Source organism: Bacillus ectoiniformans (assembly GCF_016908875.1).
In the GTDB taxonomy this organism is placed as follows: domain Bacteria; phylum Bacillota; class Bacilli; order Bacillales; family Domibacillaceae; genus Bacillus_BX; species Bacillus_BX ectoiniformans.
In genome coordinates this window covers 1-26,579 of record NZ_JAFBES010000003.1, presented here as the reverse complement: position 1 = coordinate 26,579, position 26,579 = coordinate 1, and the positions used below count along the sequence as shown (strand labels likewise).

Sequence of the window (26,579 nt, the reverse complement as noted above, 5' to 3'; positions counted from 1 at the left end):
ACTAAAGGACAAAAGGAGCAGAACAACAATAGGAATCATTAATTTTACTTTAATTGAGTGCAAGAAGTTCACCGCCTGGCTGTAAATAGTAATACTATTTTTTATTATATCTTTTTTCAATATATTTCGTAGAAATTTTTTAGAAAAATTTTTAAAAAATACTCATATTTCCCATTAAAAATGCATACAAAAAAGCCTGCTCAACAAAGAGCAGGCTTTTAAAACGTATTATTCTCCAGTAACGTACGGAAGAAGTGCCATTGTACGCGCGCGTTTAATTGCGATAGTTAAACGACGTTGGTATTTAGCATTTGTTCCAGTTACACGACGTGGAAGAATTTTTCCACGCTCAGAGATAAATTTTTTCAATAAATCCACATCTTTATAATCGATGTGCGTAATGCCGTTAGCTGTGAAGTAACAAACTTTCCGGCGCTTACGTCCGCCTCTGCGTCCTGCCATGATCATTTCCCTCCTTTGTAATTGTTTAGCTCAGCCTAATAGGCATCGCTTTTCAATAGGAATTAGAATGGAAGATCGTCATCTGAAATATCGATCGGCTTGCCGTCGCTAGCAAATGGATCTTCATCTATTCTTGTATAACCTGAGTTGTTGTTATTATTGTTGTTGTTGCTTCGTTGTTGATTCTGCTGTCCAAACGGAAAATCTTGACTTTTTTGCCCTCCGCCGTACATGTTATTATCGCCGCCACGTTCGTTTGATGGGCCGCCGCTATTGCGTGGCTCTAAAAACTGAACGCTTTCTGCCATAATTTCAGTCACATATACGCGTTTGCCATCTTGTCCTTCGTAGTTACGTGTTTGCACACGTCCATCTACTCCAGCCAGACTGCCCTTTTTCAAGAAATTCGCTACATTCTCAGCGGGACGGCGCCAGACGACACAATTAATGAAGTCTGCTTCTCGCTCTCCTTGCTGATTGGTAAACGAACGGTTCACAGCCAGGGTAAAGGTGGCAACTGCAACTCCGTTTGGTGTATAACGAAGTTCAGGGTCCTTTGTTAAACGACCGACTAGAATCACTCGGTTCATCATCAGAATCAACCCCTTTTCCTAAAAATGTTCCACGTGAAACATTTTCAGACGTTTGTTTATTTATAACGAATTATTTTTCTTCTTCTTTAACAACGATGTGACGGATAATGTCATCACTGATTTTTGCTAAACGGTCAAATTCATTAACCGCTGCAGATTCAGCGTTAGCGTGTACCAATTGGTAGAAACCTTCACGGAAATCGTTGATTTCATACGCTAAACGACGTTTACCCCAGTCTTTAGAATCGATGATCTCCGCACCGCTTGATGTTAGGATGTTGTCAAAACGCTCAACAACTGCTTTTTTAGCATCCTCATCTAGTGTAGGACGGATAATGTACATGAATTCGTACTTTTTCATCTTTCTTTCACCTCCTCATGGACTATGCGGCTCTTTTCACTTAAAAAGAGCAAGGAGTAAGTATTTCATTACTCACAAGTAAGAATTATACTACAATTTGATTGTGAAGGCAAGCTATATAGAGAAGAGATTTCCTTATAGCGTTTTACTTGCTGCAATAGCTAAAAACCCTCACGGTGAAGTGAGGGTTTTTAGGATCTATTGTGCTTTGGGGTAAAAGATTAGACACCTGAACAAACGGCTTTTGCTTTTAAACGTTAAATCTAAAGTGAATAATATCTCCGTCTTTTACGATATATTCTTTGCCTTCTAGGCGGACTTTTCCGGCTTCTTTGGCTGCCGTCATGGAGCCAGTTGCCACTAGGTCGTCGTAAGAAACGGTTTCGGCACGGATGAATCCTTTTTCGAAGTCCGTATGAATGATGCCGGCACATTGCGGAGCTTTCATGCCATGGCGGAATGTCCATGCTCTTACTTCTTGTACGCCCGCTGTGAAGTAAGTCGCTAAGCCTAATAATGAATAAGCAGCACGGATTAATTGATCTAAACCAGATTCTTCGATACCCAACTCTTGAAGGAACATCATTTTTTCGTCTTCGTCTAGTTCAGCAATTTCCTCTTCAATTTTCGCACAAACGACGATGACTTCAGCTGAATCTTTATCAGCGAATTCACGAACTTTTTGTACATATTCATTGTCTGAAGGGTCTGCGATGTCATCTTCGCTTACGTTGGCCACATATAGCATTGGCTTACTCGTTAACAAATGCATTTGCTTCACGAACTTAGCTTGTTCTTCCGTGAACTCAACTGTACGTGCTGCACGGTCATCTTCAAGCGCTTCTTTTAATTTTACTAAAATATCACTCTCAAATACCGCATCTTTATCTTTTTGCTTCGCCAGTTTAGCTACACGTGCTAAACGCTTATCGACGCTTTCTAAATCAGCTAAAATCAATTCCAAATTGATGACTTCGATATCATCAATTGGATCTACTTTTCCAGAAACGTGCGTAATGTTGTCATCCGCAAAACAACGTACTACTTGGCAGATCGCATCTACTTCACGAATGTGAGAAAGGAATTTATTTCCTAATCCTTCTCCTTTACTGGCTCCTTTTACAATTCCTGCGATATCTGTAAATTCAAACGCAGTCGGAATCGTTTTCTTCGGTTCTACCATTTCTGTTAACTTATTTAAACGATGATCGGGAACTTCAACAATCCCTACGTTCGGATCGATTGTACAAAATGGATAGTTGGCCGATTCGGCGCCTGCTTTCGTTATTGCATTAAATAATGTGGATTTACCTACGTTTGGCAACCCGACAATCCCAGCTGTTAAAGCCATTCTGGTCACTCCTCTATTTCAATCATATGATTTTTTTACGAATATAAACCTTTCACAATTATAGAGATAGTCTTAGAAAAAGGCAATCTCTACTAGCTGCAATTTCATACGAAAAAACAGCGAGGATTACTCGCTGTCTTTTGCTTCAGAACCCAACACTTTTTTTATTTTTTTCGTAAATTCTTTCCTGGGCAAGATCACGCTATGTCCGCACCCTTCACACTTAATGCGGATATCCATTCCTAACCGAATGACTTTCCAGCGGTTGGTTCCGCATGGATGAGCCTTTTTCATTTCTACAATATCATTTAATTCAAATGTCTTTTGCTCCATTATGCTCCCCCATTCTCCCGCTCTCGTTTCTTTCCTTCTACAGCTTCTTCCTGCTCGCTGCGGGAATACATAACAAGCCGTGGAAACGGAATTTCAATCCCATGCTCATCTAAACACTCTTTAATATCTTTACGAATCATCCGGGCAATATACCAATGATTCATTGGAGTCGTTTCAGCGACAATTCTCATAACCACATCAGAGGCAGCTAAGTTTTGAATGCCTAAAAGCTGGGGTGTCACCACAATTTCGCTGTATTTCTCAGGAAGTGTTTCTAGTAAATCATTAATTACTTTTTCAGCTTCGCTAATATTTTCTTCATAAGCAATGCTGACATCAACCACTGCCATGCTGTTATGAACGGAGAAGTTCGTTACTTCTACAATGCTTCCGTTAGGTAAAATATGAAGTTCACCCGTCCAATTCTTGATCTTCGTTGTTCGTAAGCCGATCTCTTCTACCGTCCCTTCAAATTGACCAATCCGAACGAAATCTCCGACAGAAAACTGATCTTCAAAGATAATAAAGAAACCGGTAATGACGTCGCGCACTAAGTTTTGTGCACCGAAACCAATGGCAAGACCAACGACCCCGGCCCCGGCTATAAGCCCTTTAATATCAAACGTCAATACGGCCAATATATTAATAAGAGCAATAAAGTAAATGACGTAAGAGATCACGTTTTCTAACAGCTTAAGTAATGTATTTTCTCTTCTTTCAGAAAAGCCCAATGGTGTTTTAGAGCGTAAGTGAAAGAAATTTCGAATGCCTGCTTTTCCTATTTTAATAACCAGTCCGGCAAGAATCAGGATGAAAACAATTTTAAGCGTTCCTTCTCCAAACGCGATCCAAAGTTCTTCGTCTGTAAATCTATCCCAAAGTTTTTCTAACATTCGTTGATACGTTGTCAATCCATCCATTCCTCCTTCTATTTTTAATGAAGGGCATACTCATTTTAACAAGGAACAGGAAAAAATTATAGTCAGACCTACTAGGAAACCTTTTTTTCTGGTCCTCTTGCCTGTCCATGTATAGAAATCTTCTTTTTTCCGTATACTCTTACTATTATCTTAAAGAGGTGGAATATGAATCTTAAACGGTTTTTCGATCGGTCGCCTGACCCTTTCGTCTTTCATTATGAGCACCCAGAAGCCAGTAAGAACATAGCTGAACAACTGCTGTCTTTGCTGCCTCCGCCTAATACTAGACCTATTATCCTTGTATTTATCGGAACGGATCGCTCCACTGGAGATTCTCTTGGCCCTTTAACTGGCACACTCTTATCTGATCAAAAAGCAGTCGGGTTTCATATATACGGAACTCTCGAGGATCCTGTCCATGCCGTCAATTTAACAGAAAAATTAGCGATAATTCATAAGACGCATCGTCACCCATTTATTATTGGCGCAGATGCCTGCTTGGGGCGTTTAAAAAGCATCGGAAATATTCAAATTGGAGCAGGACCAGTCAAACCTGGAGCAGGAGTAAACAAAGAGCTTCCCGCTGTTGGAGAAGCGCATATTACCGGTGTGGTGAATGTCAGCGGATTTATGGAGTTTTTTGTCTTGCAGAATACGCGGCTTCATCTTGTCATGAGCATGGCTAAAGTGATTGCTTCAGGTGTCGTTGAAGCATCGATCGGCTATCAGCGGATGGATAAAGATTATTTCCTGCCGAAAAAGCCTGATGTACAATGATCCCATCAGGCTAATCATGTATTCACTTAAAAATATTGAATGAAAGTGATCAGCAAACCCACCATTAGTAAACTAGGCAATAGATTAGCTACTCTGATTTTAGTTAATCCAAGAAGATTTAAGCCGATGGCAAAAATCATAATACCGCCCACAGATGTCATTTCTACAATAAACGCATCCATCCACTCTTTTGGCACAAACCGATCAATCTGGGTAGCGAACAGAGCAATCGCTCCTTGATACATGACAACCGGAACCGCTGAAAAAATTACACCGATCCCTAGAGTCGTGGTTAAAATTAAAGCCGTTACGCCATCAATAATAGATTTCGTTAATAACACTTCATGATTGCCTCTAATTCCGCTATCTAACGCGCCTATAATCCCCATGGCACCTATAACAAATATTAAAGTGGCCGTCACAAACCCTTGTGAAATACTTGTTTCACTATTTTCTTTTCCTATTTTTCTCTCTAACAATAATCCGGCTTGGTTAAGGCGGTGATCTAACATTAATACTTCGCCGATCGCCGCGCCGCAGACTAGGCTGATGATCACAATTAAAAAGTTTTCACTTTTAAATCCCATCTGTAACCCTAGCACAATCACAGCTAATCCAATGGCTTGCATGACTGTCCCTTTAATCCCTTCTGGAATTCGATTTAATAACTTTCCAAGTAAGGCCCCGCTAATTATTGTTAGTCCATTCACAATGGATCCGAATAATACCATCTTTCACAACTGCCCTTCTTATCTAATTCTAATCTTTATTAAATTACCATTAAATCCCGTTTCTGGACAGTCACGGAATGATCAAAATAAAAAAATAACTGCCGAATCTTCGGCAGCTCCTTATCAATCTTCTGGATTAAATAAGTCTAATATTCTATTTAAATCTTCTTGTGATAAATACTCAATCTCAATTTTCCCTTTTTTCTTATCTTTTGATTGTTTAATATGTACAGCTGTACCGAAACGTTCTCTTAGAAATTCTTCTCGCTCTTTTAGAAAAATATCTTTCTCTTGTTTCTCAGGAATTGTTTCACGTGGAACATTTTCATTTAGCTGCTGAACCAATTTTTCCAGCTGACGGACATTCAATTGCTCTTTTACGGCTTTTAAAGCAACTGATTCCATCTGTTTTTTATTTTTCATTCCTGCTAGCGTTCGGCCGTGACCCATTGTTAATTGTCCGTCTGCCAAATATGTCTGCACTGATTTAGGCAATGATAAGAGCCGAACGTAATTAGCAATATGTGACCGGCTCTTTCCCATTCGTTTAGAAAGAACTTCTTGTGTCATATTTAATTTATCCATCAAAGATTGATAAGCAGCCGCTTCTTCCATAGCTGATAAATCTTCACGCTGGAGGTTTTCTAAAAGTGACATCTCCATCATTTGCTCATCCGTCAACTTGCGGACCACTACAGGCACCTTATCTAGCTTAGCTTTCTTAGCTGCCCGGTACCGCCGCTCTCCGACGACAATTTCATAGCCTTTAATGCTTTTTCGGACAATAATCGGCTGCAGAATGCCATGTTCTATAATCGATTCCGCCAATTCCTCTATAGCATCATCGTTAAACACTGTTCTGGGCTGATAAGGGTTTGGCCGAAGTTCTCTAGTTTTTACTTCTTTTACTTCTTCATTTTCTGAATCCATTTCTCCAAAGATGGCGTTGATTCCTTTTCCTAATCCTTTAACCATTAGCTAAGGCTACCTCCTTTGCGAAATCTAAATAAACTTCGGCTCCTCTTGAGCGGGCATCATACAATATAATTGGTTTTCCATGACTCGGAGCCTCACTTAAACGTACATTTCGAGGAATAATGGTTTTGTACACTTTATCTTGAAAGTATTTCTTTACTTCCTCAATGACTTGTAATCCTAAATTTGTCCGGGCGTCTAGCATCGTCAGAAGAACTCCTTCGATCATGAGTTCTTTATTTAGATGTTTTTGAACTAGACGAACTGTGTTTAATAGCTGACTCAGTCCTTCTAATGCGTAATACTCACATTGCACGGGAATAATAACGGAGTCTGACGCGGTTAAAGCATTAATTGTTAACAGGCCTAAAGATGGCGGGCAATCAATAATAATGAAGTCAAAGCTATCACGCATGGCTTCGAGCGCCCGTTTCAGTCTAACTTCTCTCGAAATAGTTGGAACAAGTTCAATTTCTGCGCCAGCAAGTGAAATAGTCGCCGGCACGACGTATAATCCATCAATTGCTGTAGGTTTAATCACATCAGCAATGTCAACATCATCGACTAATACATCATAAATACACTGATCTACTTCCCCTTTTTCAACGCCTGAACCGCTTGTGGCATTTCCTTGTGGATCAATATCTACCAACAGAACTTTTTTATCTAGAGAAGCAATACATGCTCCTAAATTGACAGACGTCGTGGTTTTTCCTACTCCGCCTTTTTGATTGGCAATTGCAATGACTTTTCCCAACGGACTCACCTGCTTTCTGCTATCCTGTTAAACTGCTAGTATTTATCTTCTATTCTAACAAAAAATATCGATAAACAGGAAAGATTTCATGTGCAGTTTAGGATGAAGATAAAAAAAAGAAGCCAGCTGAGACTTCTTCTACTCTTACTTTTTTTTAGGTATTTTAATTGTGATTTGGTAAAAATCTTCAAACTCTTCTTCCTGTGATTTTAAATTAATGCCGCTGTCAGATACCATATTTAATGACTGTCTAATGGTATTGACCGCAATCCGCACATCCTTGCTAAAAGCTTTCCGCTTAGGCTTCGGCTTTTCTTTCGATGCTTCTAAATATTGAACGACACGATCTTCTGTCTGCTTCACATTAAACTGTTTTTCAATGACTTCGTTCATCAGCTGAACTTGTTTCATTGGATCTTTTAATGGAATCAAAGCACGGGCATGACGTTCAGTAATCGCTTTTCTCATTAGAGCATCTTGCACGTCTTGTGGAAGCTTCAATAATCTCAGTTTATTGGCTACCGTTGACTGTCCTTTTCCTAATCGCTGGGCTAGAGCTTCTTGTGTTAAATCATGAAGTTCAAGCAGTTTCCCATAAGCGACTGCTTCTTCAATTGGAGAGAGTTCTTCTCTTTGTAAATTCTCTATTAAAGCCACCGAAGCGGTTTCTGTATCATTTAGATTATTTATAATTACTGGAACCGTTTCCCAATTCAATACTTGGGCTGCACGCCAGCGTCTTTCTCCAGCGATGATTTCATATAACCCATCTTCTGTTTCTCTTACAACGATTGGCTGAATAATACCATGTATATGAAGCGTTCTGGCCAGCTCTTCAATTTTCTCCTGATTGAAGACCGTCCGCGGCTGAAACCGGTTGGGAATCATTTGTGAGACGGGAACTTTTTTTACTTCTTCCCGATTCAGATCGACTGCCGACTCTTCCAGCTGTTCTACTACTTCTTCTGCTGCTTTTTCCCCCAAACTAAAAAAACGAGAGAAAGGATGCTTCATGCCCCTACACCACCTTTAACGAACTCCCTACATAACATATTCTCTTAAGAATCGCCAGTTCCTTCTTTGCTTTGACAGTTTTTGATTTTTTTCAGGAAGCCGACAATTTTTCTCTATAAAAAGTAAAGTTACCCACATGTGGATAACTTTACTCGATTGGTGATTTATTTGGTGTTCCCGGTTTACGAGGATATTTCTTTGGTGTGGATGATTCTTTTCTGATGACCATAATGTTACGATCGCTTTCTTCCATAGGTAACTGAAAAGAATGCGTTTCTTCAAGCTTTCCTCCAAGAACCTTAATGGCCTTATTTCCCTGCTGCAGTTCTTCTTCGGCAGTAGCAGCTTTCATCGCTACAAATAGGCCGCCTTTTTTTACAAGTGGAAGACATAATTCACTTAAAACAGACATTCTAGCGACAGCCCGTGCAGTCACTAGATCATATTGTTCGCGATGATCCGGATTTTTCCCAAACGTTTCTGCTCGGTCATGGCAAAAGCGAACGTGATCTAGCTTTAATTCCTTCGCTAAATGATCGAGAAACGTGATTCGTTTATTGAGTGAATCGACAATCGTTACCCGAAGGTTTGGAAAGGCAATCTTTAACGGAATACTTGGAAAACCCGCTCCGGCTCCTACATCACAAACGCTCATTTCTTTCGTAAAATCTACATAAAAAGCAGCCGATAAAGAATCAAAAAAGTGTTTTAAATACACTTCTTCTTGATCGGTAATAGCTGTCAGATTCATCTTTTCGTTCCATTCCACCAACAGCTTATAATACGTTTCGTATTGATCCAGCTGTGCCGGAGAAAGAATGATGCCTTTCTCCGCCAGCAGCTGCTGGAATTGTTCTTTATTCATCGGATGTTCCTTCCTGAACTTTATTATTAGCCTCCCACGCGGGCAATGCGGCCTTGTTCAATGTAAACTAACAGAATCGAAATATCTGCTGGATTTACACCTGAAATTCGAGAAGCTTGAGCGATCGATAACGGTCTTACTTCTTTCAGCTTTTGTCTAGCTTCTGTAGCTAGTCCATTAATGGCATCGTAATTAATATCTTCAGGAATTTTCTTGTTTTCCATTTTTTTAAGTTTTTCCACTTGCTGAAGGGATTTTTCAATATATCCCTCATACTTAATCTGGATTTCAACTTGTTCTTCGACTTCTGGATCAATCGCCATATCGGCCGGAACCAGCTGCTTAACATGATCGTAATTCATTTCTGGACGTTTCAATAAATCAGCTGCCCGAATGCCGTCTTTCAGCTCACTTCCGCCCGCTTCACGAATCAATTCTTGTGTTTTGGCGTTTGGCTTAATAATGATGGATTTCAATCGGTCAATTTCCTCTTTAATGCCTTCTCTTTTCGCTGTAAAGCGGCCATATCTTTCTTCAGAAATCAATCCAAGGTTATGACCGATATCCGTTAAACGAAGATCCGCATTATCATGGCGAAGCAGTAAACGATATTCCGCTCTCGACGTAAGCAAACGATACGGCTCATTCGTTCCTTTTGTCACAAGGTCATCGATTAAGACACCAATATAAGCATCGGAACGACTTAAAATGACTTCCTCTTTATCAAGTACACGGCACGCTGCATTAATACCAGCCATTAATCCTTGGCCAGCTGCTTCTTCATAACCAGATGTTCCGTTGATCTGGCCTGCTGTATATAAATTTTTCACTTTTTTCGTTTCTAATGTCGGCCATAATTGTGTAGGAACGATAGCATCATACTCAATCGCATAACCTGCTCGCATTAACTGGGCTTTTTCAAGGCCAGGAATGGTTTGCAGCATGCGGTATTGAACATCTTCTGGTAAACTTGTCGAAAATCCTTGCACATAGACTTCCTCGGTATTGCGTCCTTCTGGTTCAAGGAAAATTTGATGGCGCGGCTTATCATTAAAACGAACCACCTTGTCTTCAATCGAAGGACAGTAACGCGGACCTGTTCCTTTAATTACACCTGAAAACATCGGTGAACGGTGAAGATTTTCATCAATGATTTGGTGCGTTTGCTCATTGGTATAGGTTAACCAGCAAGGCAGCTGATCAGTAATATATTTCGTTGTTTCATAACTGAATGCGCGAGGTTCATCATCACCCGGCTGAATTTCAGTTTTGCTGTAATCAATGGTTCGGCTGTTCACGCGCGGCGGCGTTCCCGTTTTAAATCGAACAAGGTCAAGTCCCAGTTCTTCGAGGCGCTCCGATAACTTAATCGATGGCTGCTGGTTGTTAGGGCCGCTGGAGTATTTTAAATCGCCAAGGATGATCTCTCCGCGCAAAAATGTTCCTGTCGTAATAACGACTGCTTTTGAACGGTAAATCGCACCTGTTTGAGTCACGACTCCACGGCACTCGCCATCTTCAACAATCAAACTGTCGACCATCCCTTGAATCAACGTTAAGTTCTCTTCGTTTTCCATGGTTTTCTTCATTTCCTGCTGATAAAGAACCTTGTCAGCTTGTGCTCTTAGGGCTCGGACAGCTGGACCTTTGGCTGTGTTCAGCATACGCATTTGAATATGGGTTTTATCAATATTTTTCCCCATTTCACCGCCCAGTGCATCAATCTCTCTCACGACAATCCCTTTTGCCGGTCCGCCGACTGACGGATTACATGGCATATAGGCAATCATGTCCAGGTTAATAGTGATCATTAACGTTTTTGCACCGACTCGGGCAGACGCTAATCCAGCTTCAACGCCGGCATGACCGGCTCCAATGACAACGACATCATATTGGCCAGCTTCATAATGTTGCATGTTTATTTTTCCTCCTATTTTTTATTTTCCTAAGCAAAATTGCGAGAACAATTGATCAATTAGACTTTCATGAACACTTTCTCCTATAATTTCACCCAATAATTCCCACGTTCTAGTTAAATCTATTTGAACAATATCGATAGGTGTACCTGATTCTGTATTTTCGATGGCTTCAGTAATTGCGGTTAGGGCTTGATTTAACAGCGCAATATGCCGTGTGTTCGACACATACGTCAAGTCACCTGACTCAATGGTTCCTGTAAAGAATAGAGACGAAATCGCTTCCTCAAGTTCATCAATGCCCTGTTCTTCTAATAAAGAGGTAGTGACAAGCTGCTTGTCCGCTGACAGTTCCTTGACGCGATCCATATTTATTTGTTGAGGAAGATCCGTCTTATTCGCAATGACAATGACATCCATTCCTTCGACGGCTTCAAACAATTTTTCATCTTCAGGAGTCAATTCATCGGCGTAGTTCAATACTAAAAGAATCAAATCTGCTTCTTTCAATACTTGACGAGACCGTTCTACCCCAATCCGTTCGACAATATCTTCGGTTTCGCGGATCCCTGCCGTATCTACTAACCGGAGCGGCACGCCTCTGACATTGACATACTCTTCAATCACATCGCGAGTCGTACCTGGTATATCGGTAACAATCGCTTTATTTTCATGAACCAGCGCATTTAATAAAGAGGATTTTCCAACATTCGGACGGCCGATAATCACGGTAGACAGTCCTTCACGCAGAATTTTCCCTTGCTCTGATGTTTGCAGAAGCTTGCCAATTTCCTTTTGTACAAAGCTTGATTTATCAAGAAGCACTTGATGAGTCATTTCTTCGACGTCATCGTATTCCGGATAATCAATGTTTACTTCAACGTGCGCAAGTGTCTCTAATATCTCCTGCCGCAGTTTGCGAATAAGAGTAGACAGCCTGCCCTCCATTTGATTAAGTGCTACATTCATTGCTTTATCCGTTTTCGCTCGGATTAAATCCATTACAGCCTCTGCCTGGGATAAATCAATTCGCCCATTTAAAAAGGCACGTTTCGTAAATTCACCAGGTTCCGCGAGACGGGCACCCTGTTTCAGCACGAGCTGAAGGACGCGATTAACAGACACAAGTCCTCCGTGGCAATTAATTTCTATGACATCTTCACGGGTGAATGTTCTTGGACCTTTCATTAATGACAGCATGACTTCTTCAACGACTTGACCGGTCGCAGGATCCATTAAATGACCGTAATGAATGGTATGGCTGTCTACTTCCGTCAGCTTCTTGCCGTTCGGGCTCTTAAATATGCCATCAGCAATCGAAATCGCTTCATCTCCGCTTAAACGAACAATGGCAATCGCTCCTTCGCCCATCGGCGTAGAGATCGCAGCAATAGTGTCAAATTCATTCATCATTTTCACCTCTCTTATAAAATGACTGGATCTATATATAAAGAAAAACCTTTCATTCCTAAATAATTAGAATACCATAGGCAGAAGGATTTAAAAAGAAGGCCGTTTTATCCACGACCTTCTTTTTCACCGCTTATATTTTAACTTATCCACGTGTGGATAACAATTATCTTTCTGGCGCTAATTATGTCAATTAAAGGGAAAATATATTTTATTAAATTACTTTCTTCAAAAATATAACAAAAAAGCTTTCCCAATGATTAGTGCCCTTCACCAATAGATTCCTCTATTTTAGATTCAGGAGCAACTAATATAAGGGAAAGCTTGACATTATCTAGCGGTTATCACAATGTGACGATTAGGTTCCGCACCTTCAGAGTGTGTATTAATTCGACGGTCTTTTGCTAAGGCAGCATGGATGGCTTTTCTTTCAAAAGATGGAAGCGGCTCAAGGTGAACCGGTCTTTTGGTGTGAATCGCCTTGTCCGCCATCCGTTTAGCTAAACCAGCTAATGTTTCTTCTCTGCGTTTTCGATAATTTTCTGCATCTAGCGTTAGGTGAATATATTGATCAGAATAACGATTGGCTACCAGCTGAGTCAGCTGTTGAAGAGCATTTAACGTTTGTCCTCTTTTTCCAATTAATAAAGCAATTTTGTCACCGCTTAAGTTAATATTTAGCTGTTTTCCTTTTCTCGTCATTTCTATAGTTGGATCTGCACCGAGAAAAGAGGTAATCGATAGAATATAGGAGCGGACTTCTTCCTCAAGATTTGGTTTAACCGTTACTTTCACTGAAGCTTCCCGATTTCCAAACAGTCCGAACCAGCCTCTTTTACCTTCTTCTAATATTTCTACTTCAACTTGTTCCTTTTTTACCTTTAATTGTTTAAGAGCAGATTGTAAGGCATCCTCAACGGTAGGTCCAACAGCCGTTAATTCTTTCATCTATGCCCCTCCTAATCGTTAGCTTCTGCACTTTTGATGGAATCAGGTCCATTAATGACAAGAGTTTGGATAATCATAAAGATATTTCCGACTACCCAGTATAAAGATAAGGCAGCAGGCAAAGTAACAGCGAAGACAATAATCATAATTGGCATTAACCAAAGCATCATGGCCATTTGAGGATTTTGATTCGCTGAACCGGCCATCATTAATTTTTGCTGCAAGAATGTCGTTGCACCTGCAACAAGTGGCAAAATAAAGAATGGATCCGGAGAGCCAAGATCAAACCATAAGAACGTATCGTGCTTAATGGCGTCTGTTCTCATAATCGCTTGATAAAAACCAAAGATAATCGGCATTTGAACCAATAATGGAAAACAGCCTGCAAGCGGATTGACTCCATGCTTTTGGAATAAAGCCATCGTTTCCTGCTGCATCTTTTGCTGAGACTGTGCATCTTTAGATTTGTACTTTGCTTGAATTTTCTTCACTTCAGGCTGAAGTACCTGCATGGCTTTCGCGTTTTTTGTTTGCTTAATCATTAATGGCAGAATCAGCAAACGAATAAGAATCGTAACAATTACAATTGACCAGCCAAAGCTGCCAACCGCTTCAGCTGTCTTCAAAATCACTAATGAAAGCGGATATACAACGTATTCATTCCAGAAACCTTCACTTTCCGGTGTAATGTCTTGATTAATTTCCGTACAACCGGACAGCAGCATCATCACTGCTGTTAAGAAAGCTAGGGTTAAGATCTTTCTCTTCAAACTAGTACTCCCCCCGTCAATCTTTTCATTTAACTGCTAATATGAGCAGCAGCCCATACCACATTGGTGTGAGCTGCCACATTAATCATTATTATTTGCCAGCCAGCTTATTGATTCCTGCCAGCTTCTTTACTTTTTTTTTGCAAAGAAATGACTTTTGCCCTTTTTAATATATGAGCTAAGCTGCTTTTTACTTCTTTACAGCTTAAATCTGTCGCAGGCTTGCGCGCAATAATGACAAAATCATAGCCTGGCTTGATCTGTTCTTTTAATTCCGCAAAACTCTGTCTTATGTAACGCTTAATACGGTTTCTCATTACCGCATTACCGATCTTTTTACTTACAGATAAACCAATCCGAAAAGGCACTTCATTTTCGTTTTTATACATATAAATAACGAACTGGCGATTGGCAAATGACTTTCCTCTATTAAAAACGGATTGAAATTCATCATTTTTTTTGATTCGGAACGTCTTTTTCATAAGTCAGCCACCTGTTCAAACATATATTTATGAGAAAAAAAGACCACTGAGATTTTTCAGTGGCCTATGCAGATAATACTTTTCTTCCTTTACGACGACGGTTAGCAATTACACGACGACCGTTTTTAGAGCTCATACGGTTACGGAAACCATGAACCTTACTTCTTTTACGTTTATTTGGTTGGTAAGTTCTTTTCATTATTAAACACCTCCCTGAGGATCGGTAAAATTAATTGTTCAAGACAGTCTTTGTTAATTATAAGGACGGAGACCCCTTCTGTCAACCTCTTACTTAAAACAAATAAATGCAGCTGTCAAATGATTCACAGCGAACCGTTAAACATTTTTTGTCCAAAGGCGTGATCAAGCTGGGTTTTGGTGTAGCTGTGGATAGCTTTCGACAACATTTTAACTATCCACAGCACTTGCTGACAACTTTTTCACAAGTTCATGGATTGTGGAAAACTACTATAAACAACTGGGGCAACTCTGTGGATAATCCTATAAAAGCATTGCACCAGCTAGCATTATCTGATATTATTATTTTGTTTTCACTCTGGATGAGTAATTTTGCGGCTTTCTTTATCCACAGAGTGTGGATAACATGTGGAAAAGATATTCAGCAGCTCTGTAAAAACTTGTCCACAAGTTGTGAGTATTGTCGAAAAACTACTTTTATCTTATATATATATATTTAACCACAAACAAGTCCTTGCATAAATATGAATTTAATCACGAAATGATTATACAAAGGTTGAACAAACCAGGAGAAGGAGGGGCCATATGGAGAATATTGAAGATCTTTGGGTCAAAGTTTTAGAAAACCTTGAAAAGAAAATAAGCAAGCCTAGCTTTGATACGTGGCTGAAATCAACTAAAGCACATTCTCTACAAGGGGATTCTATTACTGTTGCTGCACCAAACGACTTTGCACGTGACTGGCTTGAGGGACATTATTCTCAATTAATTTCCGGTGTTCTCGGTGAAATCACAGGGGAAGAACTAGCTGTTAAGTTTATTATTCCTGATCATCCAGAATCAGAAGAATTTGAACTTGTCATGCCAAAGAAACCAATGAAAAAAGAAGAAACACACGAATTTCCCCAAAGTATGCTAAATCCTAAATATACGTTCGATACGTTTGTTATCGGATCGGGGAACCGTTTTGCTCATGCAGCATCATTAGCTGTAGCAGAAGCGCCGGCAAAAGCTTATAATCCGCTTTTCATTTATGGGGGCGTCGGACTTGGCAAAACGCATCTTATGCATGCCATTGGCCACTATGTGCTTGAACATAACCCGAAAGCGAAAGTTGTTTATTTGTCGTCTGAAAAGTTTACAAATGAATTCATTAACTCTATTCGAGACAATAAAGCCGTCGATTTCCGAAACAGATACCGTAATGTAGACGTGCTTTTGATAGATGATATTCAATTCCTGGCTGGAAAAGAACAAACACAAGAGGAATTCTTCCATACGTTTAATACGCTTCATGAAGAAAGCAAACAAATCATTATCTCAAGCGACCGGCCGCCTAAGGAGATCCCAACGCTTGAAGACCGGCTTCGTTCTAGATTTGAATGGGGATTAATTACGGACATTACACCTCCGGATTTAGAAACAAGAATTGCCATTTTGCGCAAAAAAGCAAAAGCGGAAAACTTGGATATTCCTAACGAAGTCATGCTCTATATAGCCAATCAAATTGATACGAACATTCGTGAACTCGAAGGGGCTCTCATTCGCGTTGTAGCCTATTCTTCGCTGATTAATAAAGATATTAATGCGGATTTAGCAGCGGAAGCCCTGAAGGATATTATCCCAAGCTCTAAGCCAAAAACGATTACAATTCTAGATATTCAGCGAGTGGTAGGAGAGCAGTATGATGTGAAACTAGAAGACTTTAAAGCTAAAAAGCGTACGAAGTCTATTGCATTCCCAAGACAGATTGCTATGTATTTATCAAGGGAAATGACGGACTTCTCCTTACCTAAAATCGGTGAGGAATTCGGAGGCCGCGATCACACGACCGTGATCCATGCCCATGAAAAAATATCTAAGCTTTTAAGTTCAGACAGCCAGCTTCAGCATCGGGTCAAAGAAATTCAAGGTATTTTAAAATCTTAATAGTGTGTATAACTCTGCTTACTTTGCAAACAGTCTGTCCACAGGTGGATAGACTGTCTTTACTTTCCGAAACAGACTTATCCACATATTAACAGCACCTACTAGTACTACTACTATTTTTTTAATATAAAATTATTAATATATGCAGTTAAAGTGAATATTATTCTCATATATTTCTTGGAGGCGAAAAAATGAAGTTTTCCATTCAAAAAGATCGATTTGCCCAAAGTGTTCAAGATGTACTAAAAGCCATTAGTTCAAGAACGACGATTCCTATTTTGACAGGGATTAAGATTGCAGCCACTGAAGAAGGGATTACCTTGACTGGAAGTGACTCTGATATATCCATTGAGTCCTTTATTCCGTTTGAAGAAGACGACACAATCATTGCGGATATTAAACAATCAGGCGCCATTGTATTAAACGCACGCTTTTTTAGTGAAATTGTTAAGAAATTACCTTCCGATACGCTTGAAATAGAAGTGTTCCCGTCTTTTCAAACAGTGATTCGAGCAGGTCAAGCAGAGTTTAATTTGCATGGTCTTGATCCAGAAGAATATCCTCACTTGCCGCAGATTGAAGAAGGTAAAGCATTTAAGCTGCCGACCGATTTGCTGAAAGCGATGGTTAGACAAACAGTGTTTGCAGTGTCCACCTCAGAAACACGCCCGATCTTGACAGGTGTCAACTGGAAGATGGAAAACGGTGAATTAATCTGTATTGCAACAGACAGCCACCGATTAGCTTTGCGTAAAGCGGCAGTAGAAACGGATACAGAAGAATCCTATAACGTGGTTATTCCAGGAAAGAGTTTAAGCGAGTTAAGTAAAATTTTAGATGACGGTTCTGAAGCTGTAGAAATTGTTATCACTGATAATCAAGTGCTGTTTCGTGCCAAACATTTACTTTTCTTCTCAAGATTGCTTGAAGGGAATTATCCAGATACAAGCCGTTTAATTCCGGATGAAAGCAAAACAACGCTTGTTTTAAGCTCGAAGGAGTTTTTGCAGGCGATCGACCGTGCTTCACTGCTAGCGAGAGAAGGCCGTAACAATGTGGTTAAGTTATCGATGATCGGAGATGGAGTGGTAGAGATCTCGTCCAATTCTCCAGAGATCGGAAAGGTAACCGAGCAAGTATCCAGCCAGTCCATTGAAGGAGAAGATCTCAAAATCTCTTTCAGCGCGAAATACATGATGGATGCGCTAAAAGCTCTTGAAGGAACAGAGATTAATGTTCAATTTACAGGAGCGATGAGACCATTTGTTATCAGACCTTTATACGACGATTCTATTCTTCAATTGATTCTGCCTGTGCGAACTTACTAAATTAGAGTTAAATAAACATGATTCACACCGAATGCAAGTGCTGTCCTCAAAAAAGTGGGGGCAGCCTTCTTTATTATGTTCATTCAGCTTTGTGTTATAGGCAAAAGTTTAGTAAAATAAAGTATTAGAGAATTCAATCGAAAGCAGTGAGAATAAATGGATCAAAAAGTGGTCATTCAAACAGAATTCATTACGCTTGGACAATTTTTAAAGCTGGCTGAAGTGATTCAGACTGGCGGTATGGTGAAATGGTTTTTAAGTGAACATGAAGTATATATTAATGGCGAATTGGATATCCGCAGAGGGAGAAAGCTGCGGGTGGACGACCGGGTAGAAATACCGGGAATCGGCAGCTTTATCGTGGCAGATTCATAAAATAAAAGGATGTTGCGTTCATGCACATTAAAGAACTCAGTGTAGAAAACTACAGAAATTACGAAATGTTGGATATTCAATTTGAAGACAAAGTAAACGTAATTATCGGGGAAAACGCCCAGGGAAAAACAAATTTAATCGAAGCAATTTATGTTTTAGCGATGGCTAAGTCGCACCGTACCTCGAATGATAAAGATTTAATTCGCTGGGAAGCGGATTATGCTAAAATAAAAGGCAGAGTAGAGAAAAATCATAATTCCGTGCCAATGGAATTAATCATTTCTAAAAAAGGCAAAAAAGCGAAATGTAATCATCTAGAACAGCAGCGATTGAGTCAGTATATTGGAAATATGAATGTGGTGATGTTTGCACCTGAGGATCTTCACCTAGTGAAAGGAAGCCCCCAGGTAAGGCGGCGCTTTATTGATATGGAAATCGGCCAAGTATCACCGGTTTATTTGCACGATGTTAGTCAATATCATAAGGTGCTCCAGCAGCGGAACCATTATCTAAAACAGCTTCAAATTAAGAAATCCACTGATTTTACCATGTTGGATGTATTGACAGATCAAATGATCGAGCTTGCCGTGAAGATTGTCCGGAAGCGGTTTGACTTCATTCACTTGCTTCAAGATTGGGCAAGTTCTATTCATTCTGGCATTTCAAGAGGAATTGAAGAGCTGGATATTTTATATCAGCCTTCTGTCGAGGTATCAGAAGATGATGATTGGTCAAAAATGGTAAAGTCATTTGAAGAAAAATTTCATTCGCAGCGAAAAAAAGAAGTGGAGCGCGGTGTAACTATGACCGGTCCGCACCGGGATGATCTTGCCTTTTTAGTAAATGGGAAGAATGTGCAAACGTTTGGCTCACAAGGACAGCAAAGGACAACTGCTCTATCTGTGAAACTTGCGGAGATTGAGTTAATTCATGCAGAAATTAAAGAATATCCCATTCTGCTTTTGGATGATGTATTGTCGGAACTTGACGATTACCGTCAATCTCATTTGCTGAATACCATTCAAGGCAAGGTTCAAACCTTTGTGACGACAACGAGCACAGAAGGAATCAATCATCAAACATTAAGAGAAGCATCCGCTTTCTCTGTAAAAACCGGCTCAGTAGTTCACAAGCAGTAAGGGAGGTATTTTATGTATGTTCATATTGGAGAAACCATAATGCTTCGAACTAGCGACATTATTGCCATAATTGATAAAAACAGTATCGATTATTCTGAGGACACACTATCAGGATTTGAACATGCAGAGTCCGTCACTGGCTTAAGTGCGAGCGGTTATAAATCTGTAGTTATAACAGACAAACAATTATTTCTTTCGCCGTTTTCTTCAGGAACGATAAAAAAACGTATAAATGATCATTATTCGCATGAATCCGGTTTGTAGGCTGATCACATCAGCACCGGACTTTATAAGGGAAAGAGCAGGTGAGTGGATTTGACTATGGAACAAGAGAATATGCCGAATCAGCCATCCTATGATGAAAATCAAATTCAAGTATTAGAAGGATTGGAAGCTGTCCGTAAGCGACCAGGAATGTACATTGGTTCAACTAGTGGAAAAGGGCTTCATCACCTTGTGTGGGAAATTGTCGATAACAGTATAGATGAGGCACTCGCAGGCTACTGTACGGAAATTAATGTCGTCATTGAAAAAGACAATAGCATAACGGTGAATGATAACGGCCGGGGAATTCCAGTTGGGATCCATGAAAAGATGGGACGTCCGGCAGTTGAGGTTATTTTAACAGTGCTGCACGCCGGCGGTAAATTCGGCGGCGGAGGCTATAAAGTATCTGGCGGTCTGCATGGGGTTGGTGCCTCGGTAGTAAATGCCTTGTCCACTAAACTTGAAGTATATGTTCACCGGGATGGAAAGATTCATCATCAGGAATTTAAGCGCGGTGTTCCACAAAAAGACCTTGAAATCGTTGGGGAAACTGACCGTACGGGAACAACCATTCATTTCGTGCCCGATGGAGAAATTTTTACAGAAACACTTGAATACGAATACGATACACTGGCTAATCGTCTGCGTGAGTTAGCCTACTTAAATAAAGGTATTCAAATTACCATTGAAGATAAGCGTCAAGAAGATAAGAAGAATGAATACTACTATGAGGGCGGGATTAAATCCTATGTTGAACATTTAAACCGTTCGAAAGAGCCTATTCATAGTGAACCGATTTATGTAGAAGGTACAAGAGAAGGCATTGCGGTTGAAGTAGCGCTTCAATACAACGCAGGCTTCGCCAGCAATATCTATTCTTTTGCCAATAATATTAATACTTATGAAGGCGGGACTCATGAGTCAGGATTTAAAACAGCTCTGACCCGTGTCATTAATGATTACGCACGCCGTAACGGATTAATTAAAGAAGCAGATACTAATTTATCCGGAGAAGATGTGCGTGAAGGCCTGACAGCAATTATTTCTATTAAGCATCCGGACCCTCAGTTTGAAGGGCAAACAAAAACGAAACTCGGGAACTCTGAAGCGCGGACAATCACTGACTCATTGTTTTCAGCCCGGTTTGAATCATTCCTGCTAGAAAATCCTTCAATAGCACGCAAGATTGTAGAAAAAGGTCTAATGGCTGCCCGTGCCCGCTTAGCTGCTAAAAAAGCGAGAGAATTAACAAGAAGAAAGAGTGCGCTTGAAATATCCAGTCTTCCAGGGAAATTAGCGGATTGCTCTTCAAAGGATCCTAGCATTAGTGAACTGTATATCGTTGAGGGTGATTCAGCGGGTGGTTCTGCCAAACAAGGACGAGACCGTCATTTCCAAGCCATCTTGCCGCTAAGAGGGAAAATTATTAATGTCGAAAAAGCCCGTTTAGATAAAATCTTGTCTAACAATGAGGTTCGAACCATTATTACGGCCCTTGGAACGAACGTAGGAGAAGACTTTGATATCTCTAAAGCTCGGTACCATAAGCTTGTCATTATGACAGATGCCGACGTGGATGGCGCTCATATCCGGACATTGCTTTTAACATTTTTCTACCGCTATATGCGCCAAATTATTGAAGCTGGCTATGTATATATTGCCCAGCCGCCTTTATATAAAGTGACGCAAGGCAAAAAGATTGAGTACGCTTATAATGATCGCCAGCTGGAAGAAATCCTTGCTGAATTGCCGAGTACATCCAAGCCTGGGCTTCAGCGCTATAAGGGTCTTGGTGAGATGAATCCGGAGCAATTATGGGAAACCACGATGAATCCGGAATCAAGAACGCTGCTTCAAGTCAGCTTGAAGGATGCGATCGAAGCGGATGAAACATTTGAGATTTTGATGGGCGACAAAGTAGAACCGCGCCGTCAGTTCATCGAAGATAATGCCTTGTACGTAAAAAATCTAGATATCTAAGATCAATTGTGTAAATGAATTCATAAAAAAAGCACAGGGTAGATTTGATCTATCCTGTCTTTCTATCAGGATAGCCTGCAGATTCAGAGCTGTATGCTGAAAGAGCGGCTTTTCCGATTTTCGTTGACTAGTTCTAGAAGCCGTATCGCTTAGAGTCATTGTTTTTTCAGAAATCAATTGACATCTGCCGAGATCAACGGGTTCTACTACTTTTCTTTATAAGGAGGTTCTTGAGATGGCTGAGACGCCGGAATCTAGAGTAAAAGAGATTAATATAAGCCAGGAGATGCGTTCTTCCTTTCTGGATTATGCGATGAGCGTTATTGTTTCACGGGCCCTGCCTGATGTTAGGGATGGATTAAAGCCGGTTCACCGCCGTATTCTTTATGCCATGAATGACCTCGGTATGACAGCGGATAAAGCCTATAAGAAATCCGCCCGTATCGTCGGTGAAGTTATTGGTAAATACCATCCGCATGGCGATTCTGCGGTTTACGATACGATGGTACGGATGGCGCAAGACTTTAACTATCGCTATATGCTTGTAGATGGCCATGGAAACTTCGGTTCTGTCGATGGCGATGCAGCAGCAGCGATGCGTTATACGGAAGCACGTATGTCCAAAATATCAATGGAATTAATCAGAGATATTAATAAAGATACAATTGATTATAAGGATAACTATGATGGATCAGAGAAGGAGCCAGCTGTCCTTCCTTCTAGATTCCCTAATCTTCTTGTAAACGGTGCATCAGGTATTGCCGTCGGAATGGCTACCAATATCCCTCCTCACCAATTAGGTGAAGTGATTGACGGTGTATTAGCAATCAGCAAAAACCCAGACATAACGATTCCGGAATTAATGGAGTACATACCAGGACCTGATTTTCCTACGTCAGGTTTAATTATGGGCAGAAGCGGCATTCGCCGTGCGTATGAAACAGGTAAAGGTTCCATTGTACTAAGAGCAAAAGTTGATATTGAGCAAAAAGCGAATGGAAAAGAAACGATTATTATTCACGAGCTTCCATATCAAGTCAATAAAGCGAAACTCATTGAAAAGATTGCTGAGCTTGTTCGCGACAAGAAAATAGATGGCATTACGGATTTAAGGGATGAATCTGACCGTGAAGGTATGAGGGTCGTCATGGAAGTCCGAAGAGATGCCAATGCAAGTGTGCTGTTAAACAATTTATACAAACATACAGCGATGCAAACGAGCTTTGGTATTAATCTGCTGGCTTTAGTGGATGGCCAGCCGAAAGTATTAAATCTAAAAGAATGTCTGCATTATTATTTAGAACATCAGCGAGTGATTATTCGCCGGCGGACACAATTTGAATTAAATAAAGCGGAAGCCAGAGCACATATTTTAGAAGGGCTTCGAATTGCACTTGATCATATTGATGAAATCATCAAGCTAATCCGAGGTTCACAAACGACTGAAATTGCTCGCCAAGGGTTAATCGAGCAATTTTCATTATCTGATAAACAAGCTCAAGCTATTTTAGATATGCGTCTTCAGAGGCTGACTGGATTAGAAAGAGAAAAAATTGAAGAAGAATACCAAAATCTATTAGCGCTCATTGCTGAATTAAAAGCGATTCTAGCAGATGAAGAAAAAGTATTAGAAATTATTCGTGAAGAGCTGCTTGAAATTAAAGAGCGGTTTAATGATAAACGCCGCACCGAAATTATGGATGGCGGGCTTGAGGATATTCTAGATGAAGACTTGATTCCTCGCGAGCAAATTATCATTACCCTTACTCATAATGGATACGTGAAGCGTCTTCCTGTTTCTACTTACCGCAGCCAAAAACGCGGAGGCCGTGGAATCCAAGGGATGGGTACGAATGAAAATGATTTTGTCGAACAGCTTCTGACAACATCAACCCACGACACGATTCTATTCTTCTCGAATAAAGGTAAGGTATACCGTTTAAAAGGGTATCAAATTCCTGAATTCAGCCGTACAGCTAAAGGTATTCCACTGATTAACCTTCTTGAGGTTGAGAAGGGTGAGTGGGTTAATACGATGATTCGAGTGGAAGAATTCACAGAAGAATCCTTCTTATTCTTTGCTACAAGATCAGGAATCGTTAAGCGGACATCATTAATGGATTATGCCAATATCCGTACAAACGGTTTGCGGGCATTAAATATCCGTGAAGATGACGAACTGATCTCCGTTCGGTTAACTGACGGCCAGCAGCATATCGTCTTGGGCACGAAAAAAGGGATGATGATTCGTTTTGCGGAAGATAATGTTCGTCAAATGGGTCGGGTATCGACCGGTGTGAAAGGAATTACACTATCTCCTGGTGATGCTGTTGTTGGAATGGAGCTTCTTCATACGGATGATTATGTATTAATTGTAACTGAAAATGGCTACGGCAAACGTACGCCAGAGAAAGAATATCGTATTCAAAGCCGAGGCGGCAAAGGATTGAAGACGAGTAATGTAACAGATAAAATAGGTTCGCTCATCGCTGTTAAAACAGTAACAGGGGAAGAGGACCTTATGCTGATCACGATCGGCGGCGTTCTGATTCGTATGGATGTAAATGATATATCCATCACTGGACGAAACACTCAAGGTGTCAAGTTAATCAGGCTGTCTGAAAATGAAACAGTAGCAACAGTAGCGAAAGTAGAAAAAGAAGAAGAATCATTAGAAGAAGTTCTTCCGGAAGAAGCAGTGGAAGAAATCGTTGAAAACATTGAACCAGATGATGATAACGAATAAATAATCAAGCTAGAGTGCGGTTTAAAAAGAGGTCTCGCTTTCTCAAACGCAATGTATGAGAGAGACTAAACATTTTTAAGCTGCACTCTTTTTTCATTTCTTGTTTATCCATTTTTTGTTAAGATAAAAATAAGAATAAATCTTGAGGTGAAAACCCATGTACATAAAAGTGCGAGACTTACAAGAAGGCATGATTGTCCAAGAAGATGTAATGGGAATGACCAACTACCCGATCATTCCTAAAAATACAGCACTTACTAATCTGCACATAAAGTTTCTTAACTCCTTCTTAATAAAAGGAATTGACGTCTTTAGCGGGGAAGGTGCGGGCACAGATGCTGCAATTCCAGTAGAAAACACAATAGAAGAAGAAAGTCCGGAAACTGTTAGTCTTCTGTTATCTAAAGATCACTTTATAGAAATGTATAGCCACAGCGTAGAGTGCTATAAAAAAGAATTTCAAAAATGGCAGTCAGGCATGGGAATCGATATTATAAAAATCCGCGAAATTATTGTTCCTTTAGCGGAGTATGTAATAAAACATACGGAAAAACTAGCAGACTTACAAAATTATTCAACCAAAACAGATTACCTGTTTCATCATGCTGTGTCTGTTGGCCTTTTAAGCGCTGCGATCGCTGACAAGCAAAAGCGCAGTAAAGGAGAAGTTATTCAAGCAGCCTTGGCGGGAGTATTAGCGGATTGCGGGATGTCTAAAGTGAATCCAAGCGTCCTTACTAAAACGTCCCCTTTAAATGAAAAAGAATATAAAGAAATGACGAATCACCCTATGGCTTCTTACAACATGGTAAAAGAAATCCTGCTTCTTAAACCAGAAGCCAAACTAGCCGTATTTCAGCACCATGAGCGAATGGACGGGACGGGCTACTTGATGAAAGAAAAAGCTGAAAGAATCCATTACCTTTCACAAATTGTTGCTGTAGCAGATACGTACCATGCCATGACTTCTGAAAGACTTTATAGAAATAGGGAAGCCTCATTTAAAGTGCTGGAGATGATTAGAGAAGATTTATTCGGAAAGTTCGATATTAAAACGGTGGATGCTTTGATTTCTTTACTTGCGGCATTTTCTCTAGGAACCAAGGTCAAACTCTCTAATCAAGAGGTCGGTACGGTCATGTTTATTAAACAGCAACACCCGACAAGGCCGCTAGTGAATATTGAGGGAGAAGGCACCATTGATTTAGAAAAAAGAAGAGATATCTATATAGAAGCCATCCTAAAATAAGAGTAGTAGCGATCAGGCTTGCAGTGAGATAAATATTATCTGCAAGCTTTTCATTTGCGTTCGGATTGACCGGTGTTCGATTTTTATTCACTTATAAGGAAAATGAGTTAGTAGACTGAAAAGAAGCTTGCAAATAAGAAACAGGGTATAAAACTAAAAAAAGTTTTTAAAAAGTATTGACCCGCTGTATTTATGATGGTATATTATAAAAGTCGCTAAGGTGCGACGGTGATTGAACATTGAAAACTGAACAAAATAAACGTCAACGTTTAAATGTAACAAACAGACAATGTAAATTGTCAAAATGAGCAATCAAACATCTTTTTGGAGAGTTTGATCCTGGCTCAGGACGAACGCTGGCGGCGTGCCTAATACATGCAAGTCGAGCGGACTTGACTGGAGCTTGCTCCAGTTCAAGTTAGCGGCGGACGGGTGAGTAACACGTGGGTAACCTGCCTGTAAGATGGGGATAACTCCGGGAAACCGGGGCTAATACCGAATAACATCTTTCATCGCATGATGAAAGATTGAAAGACGGTTTCGGCTGTCACTTACAGATGGACCCGCGGCGCATTAGCTAGTTGGTGAGGTAACGGCTCACCAAGGCAACGATGCGTAGCCGACCTGAGAGGGTGATCGGCCACACTGGGACTGAGACACGGCCCAGACTCCTACGGGAGGCAGCAGTAGGGAATCTTCCGCA

The 26,579-nt window shown here is 40.4% G+C and carries 26 protein-coding genes and 1 rRNA gene; 10 read left to right on the top strand and 17 right to left on the bottom strand.

The window, feature by feature from the left end:
* Positions 1-228 precede the first annotated feature (228 nt).
* From rpsR to JOC78_RS05330, 6 genes are all read right to left on the bottom strand, one after another.
* Positions 229-465: a 30S ribosomal protein S18 gene (rpsR, locus tag JOC78_RS05355; protein WP_204553765.1), complete on the bottom strand. Its 237-nt coding sequence runs from the start codon at positions 463-465 to the stop codon at positions 229-231.
* Between the two features lie 59 nt (positions 466-524).
* Complete coding sequence (gene ssb, locus JOC78_RS05350; protein WP_204553480.1) at positions 525-1,055, bottom strand: single-stranded DNA-binding protein; 531 nt, start codon at positions 1,053-1,055, stop codon at positions 525-527.
* Positions 1,056-1,125: 70 nt separating this feature from the next.
* Entirely contained in the window at positions 1,126-1,416 is a 291-nt protein-coding gene (rpsF, locus tag JOC78_RS05345) for a 30S ribosomal protein S6 (RefSeq protein ID WP_204553479.1), read from the bottom strand.
* 250 nt (positions 1,417-1,666) lie between these two features.
* Positions 1,667-2,767: a redox-regulated ATPase YchF gene (ychF, locus tag JOC78_RS05340; RefSeq protein WP_204553478.1), complete on the bottom strand. Its 1,101-nt coding sequence runs from the start codon at positions 2,765-2,767 to the stop codon at positions 1,667-1,669.
* A 126-nt stretch (positions 2,768-2,893) separates the two neighbouring features.
* Positions 2,894-3,100 carry a DUF951 domain-containing protein gene (locus JOC78_RS05335; RefSeq protein WP_204553477.1) on the bottom strand — a complete coding sequence of 69 codons (207 nt, stop codon included), beginning with the start codon at positions 3,098-3,100 and terminating at the stop codon, positions 2,894-2,896.
* Complete coding sequence (locus tag JOC78_RS05330; RefSeq protein WP_204553476.1) at positions 3,100-4,020, bottom strand: mechanosensitive ion channel family protein; 921 nt, start codon at positions 4,018-4,020, stop codon at positions 3,100-3,102. The genes JOC78_RS05335 and JOC78_RS05330 overlap by 1 nt, the downstream gene beginning before the upstream one ends.
* A 165-nt stretch (positions 4,021-4,185) precedes the next feature.
* On the opposite strand from JOC78_RS05330, the gene yyaC reads away from it, so the two are divergent.
* Positions 4,186-4,797: a spore protease YyaC gene (yyaC, locus tag JOC78_RS05325; RefSeq protein WP_204553475.1), complete on the top strand. Its 612-nt coding sequence runs from the start codon at positions 4,186-4,188 to the stop codon at positions 4,795-4,797.
* 26 nt (positions 4,798-4,823) lie between these two features.
* Here yyaC and JOC78_RS05320 read toward each other — a convergent pair whose 3' ends face one another.
* The 11 genes from JOC78_RS05320 to rpmH form a co-directional block, all read right to left on the bottom strand.
* Complete coding sequence (locus JOC78_RS05320) at positions 4,824-5,528, bottom strand: DUF554 domain-containing protein (RefSeq protein WP_204553474.1); 705 nt, start codon at positions 5,526-5,528, stop codon at positions 4,824-4,826.
* Between the two features lie 123 nt (positions 5,529-5,651).
* Complete coding sequence (locus JOC78_RS05315; protein ID WP_204553473.1) at positions 5,652-6,503, bottom strand: ParB/RepB/Spo0J family partition protein; 852 nt, start codon at positions 6,501-6,503, stop codon at positions 5,652-5,654.
* A complete protein-coding gene (locus JOC78_RS05310; protein ID WP_204553472.1) occupies positions 6,496-7,260 on the bottom strand; it encodes a ParA family protein in 765 nt (254 codons plus the stop codon). Before JOC78_RS05310 ends, JOC78_RS05315 begins: the two co-directional genes overlap by 8 nt.
* Before the next feature lie 144 nt (positions 7,261-7,404).
* Positions 7,405-8,274 (bottom strand): nucleoid occlusion protein, encoded by an 870-nt coding sequence (gene noc / locus JOC78_RS05305; RefSeq protein WP_204553471.1) that lies wholly within the window; start codon positions 8,272-8,274, stop codon positions 7,405-7,407.
* Between the two features lie 148 nt (positions 8,275-8,422).
* Positions 8,423-9,139 (bottom strand): 16S rRNA (guanine(527)-N(7))-methyltransferase RsmG, encoded by a 717-nt coding sequence (gene rsmG, locus JOC78_RS05300; protein WP_204553470.1) that lies wholly within the window; start codon positions 9,137-9,139, stop codon positions 8,423-8,425.
* 26 nt (positions 9,140-9,165) lie between these two features.
* Positions 9,166-11,055 carry a tRNA uridine-5-carboxymethylaminomethyl(34) synthesis enzyme MnmG gene (mnmG, locus tag JOC78_RS05295; RefSeq protein WP_204553469.1) on the bottom strand — a complete coding sequence of 630 codons (1,890 nt, stop codon included), beginning with the start codon at positions 11,053-11,055 and terminating at the stop codon, positions 9,166-9,168.
* Between the two features lie 21 nt (positions 11,056-11,076).
* Positions 11,077-12,465 (bottom strand): tRNA uridine-5-carboxymethylaminomethyl(34) synthesis GTPase MnmE, encoded by a 1,389-nt coding sequence (mnmE, locus tag JOC78_RS05290; protein ID WP_204553468.1) that lies wholly within the window; start codon positions 12,463-12,465, stop codon positions 11,077-11,079.
* A 330-nt stretch (positions 12,466-12,795) separates the two neighbouring features.
* Positions 12,796-13,413: an RNA-binding cell elongation regulator Jag/EloR gene (jag, locus tag JOC78_RS05285; RefSeq protein ID WP_204553467.1), complete on the bottom strand. Its 618-nt coding sequence runs from the start codon at positions 13,411-13,413 to the stop codon at positions 12,796-12,798.
* An 11-nt stretch (positions 13,414-13,424) separates the two neighbouring features.
* Entirely contained in the window at positions 13,425-14,183 is a 759-nt protein-coding gene (gene spoIIIJ / locus JOC78_RS05280; protein WP_204553466.1) for a YidC family membrane integrase SpoIIIJ, read from the bottom strand.
* Between the two features lie 107 nt (positions 14,184-14,290).
* The gene (gene rnpA / locus JOC78_RS05275) at positions 14,291-14,665 is read right to left on the bottom strand and encodes a ribonuclease P protein component (RefSeq protein ID WP_204553465.1); all 375 of its coding nucleotides are present in this window, start codon (positions 14,663-14,665) and stop codon (positions 14,291-14,293) included.
* Between the two features lie 64 nt (positions 14,666-14,729).
* A complete protein-coding gene (rpmH, locus tag JOC78_RS05270; RefSeq protein WP_204553464.1) occupies positions 14,730-14,864 on the bottom strand; it encodes a 50S ribosomal protein L34 in 135 nt (44 codons plus the stop codon).
* A gap of 584 nt (positions 14,865-15,448) precedes the next feature.
* Between rpmH and dnaA the strand changes: the two genes are divergently transcribed.
* From dnaA to JOC78_RS05225, 9 genes are all read left to right on the top strand, one after another.
* Entirely contained in the window at positions 15,449-16,792 is a 1,344-nt protein-coding gene (gene dnaA / locus JOC78_RS05265; RefSeq protein WP_204553463.1) for a chromosomal replication initiator protein DnaA, read from the top strand.
* Between the two features lie 191 nt (positions 16,793-16,983).
* Positions 16,984-18,120 (top strand): DNA polymerase III subunit beta, encoded by a 1,137-nt coding sequence (dnaN, locus tag JOC78_RS05260; protein ID WP_204553462.1) that lies wholly within the window; start codon positions 16,984-16,986, stop codon positions 18,118-18,120.
* Between the two features lie 156 nt (positions 18,121-18,276).
* Entirely contained in the window at positions 18,277-18,495 is a 219-nt protein-coding gene (yaaA, locus tag JOC78_RS05255) for a S4 domain-containing protein YaaA (RefSeq protein ID WP_204553461.1), read from the top strand.
* A gap of 20 nt (positions 18,496-18,515) precedes the next feature.
* Positions 18,516-19,634, top strand: a complete 1,119-nt coding sequence (gene recF / locus JOC78_RS05250) for a DNA replication/repair protein RecF (RefSeq protein ID WP_204553460.1) — start codon at positions 18,516-18,518, stop codon at positions 19,632-19,634.
* Between the two features lie 12 nt (positions 19,635-19,646).
* On the top strand, positions 19,647-19,898 hold the full coding sequence (gene remB / locus JOC78_RS05245; protein ID WP_204553459.1) for an extracellular matrix regulator RemB: 252 nt from the start codon (positions 19,647-19,649) through the stop codon (positions 19,896-19,898).
* Positions 19,899-19,970: 72 nt separating this feature from the next.
* Entirely contained in the window at positions 19,971-21,881 is a 1,911-nt protein-coding gene (gene gyrB / locus JOC78_RS05240) for a DNA topoisomerase (ATP-hydrolyzing) subunit B (RefSeq protein ID WP_420829906.1), read from the top strand.
* A 235-nt stretch (positions 21,882-22,116) separates the two neighbouring features.
* A complete protein-coding gene (gyrA, locus tag JOC78_RS05235; protein ID WP_204553458.1) occupies positions 22,117-24,627 on the top strand; it encodes a DNA gyrase subunit A in 2,511 nt (836 codons plus the stop codon).
* 157 nt (positions 24,628-24,784) lie between these two features.
* The gene (locus JOC78_RS05230; protein WP_204553457.1) at positions 24,785-25,876 is read left to right on the top strand and encodes an HD-GYP domain-containing protein; all 1,092 of its coding nucleotides are present in this window, start codon (positions 24,785-24,787) and stop codon (positions 25,874-25,876) included.
* Between the two features lie 321 nt (positions 25,877-26,197).
* Positions 26,198-26,579 (top strand): 16S ribosomal RNA (locus JOC78_RS05225); the annotation flags it as partial.